Below are 795 nucleotides of genomic sequence, written 5' to 3'. Positions count from 1 at the left end.
TGGCTGAAGGGATCGGTCTTGAAAACCGACAGGCGGGTAACACCGCGCGGGGGTTCGAATCCCTCTACCTCCTCCAGTTTATTTTATAAATGGCGCTTGAAAAACTCGAAAAGAATATTTTATTAACGCGGGGTGGAGCAGTGGTAGCTCGTCGGGCTCATAACCCGAAGGTCGTTGGTTCAAATCCGGCCCCCGCAACCAAATGGTCCCGTGGTGTAGCGGTTAACATGCCTGCCTGTCACGCAGGAGATCGCCGGTTCGATCCCGGTCGGGACCGCCATTTTTTAAAAAATATGGGTCAGTAGCTCAGTTGGTAGAGCATTAGATTGAAGCTCTAAGTGTCGGCGGTTCGATTCCGTCCTGACCCACCATATGCGGGTGTAGTTTAATGGTAAAACCTCAGCCTTCCAAGCTGATGTCGTGAGTTCGATTCTCATCACCCGCTCCAATCTAAGGGCCTATAGCTCAGCTGGTTAGAGCGCACGCCTGATAAGCGTGAGGTCGATGGTTCGAGTCCATTTAGGCCCACCATTATTCCGAAGTAGCTCAGTTGGTAGTAGCACCTGACTGTTAATCAGGTTGTCGCAGGTTCGAGTCCTGCCTTCGGAGCCATTTTTTTGTGGGGAAGTACTCAAGAGGCTGAAGAGGCGCCCCTGCTAAGGGTGTAGGTCGGGTAACCGGCGCGAGGGTTCAAATCCCTCCTTCTCCGCCATTGGCCCGTTGGTCAAGTGGTTAAGACACCGCCCTTTCACGGCGGTAACACGGGTTCGAATCCCGTACGGGTCATACTAAAAT

Annotated in this window: 9 tRNA genes (1 of these 9 only partly in view); all 9 read left to right on the top strand. The window is 52.7% G+C overall.

Annotated features, from left to right (window positions below):
• Window positions 1-76, top strand: a tRNA-Ser gene (locus ABE34_RS23775) (it extends 66 nt beyond the left edge of the window).
• Between the two features lie 50 nt (window positions 77-126).
• Window positions 127-201, top strand: a tRNA-Met gene (locus ABE34_RS23770).
• A gap of 3 nt (window positions 202-204) precedes the next feature.
• A tRNA-Asp gene (locus ABE34_RS23765) sits at window positions 205-280 on the top strand.
• Between the two features lie 15 nt (window positions 281-295).
• Window positions 296-371, top strand: a tRNA-Phe gene (locus ABE34_RS23760).
• Between the two features lie 3 nt (window positions 372-374).
• Window positions 375-448 (top strand) — tRNA-Gly (locus ABE34_RS23755).
• A gap of 6 nt (window positions 449-454) precedes the next feature.
• A tRNA-Ile gene (locus ABE34_RS23750) sits at window positions 455-531 on the top strand.
• Window positions 532-535: 4 nt separating this feature from the next.
• Window positions 536-612 (top strand) — tRNA-Asn (locus ABE34_RS23745).
• Between the two features lie 9 nt (window positions 613-621).
• A tRNA-Ser gene (locus ABE34_RS23740) sits at window positions 622-712 on the top strand.
• 2 nt (window positions 713-714) lie between these two features.
• Window positions 715-786: transfer RNA gene (locus ABE34_RS23735), tRNA-Glu, on the top strand.
• Window positions 787-795: the final 9 nt, after the last annotated feature.

It is taken from the genome of Lysinibacillus sphaericus, assembly GCF_015844675.1.
GTDB lineage: Bacteria > Bacillota > Bacilli > Bacillales_A > Planococcaceae > Lysinibacillus > Lysinibacillus sphaericus_E.
Note: the sequence above shows the minus strand (reverse complement) of the source record. Positions and strands in the feature narration are given on the sequence as shown.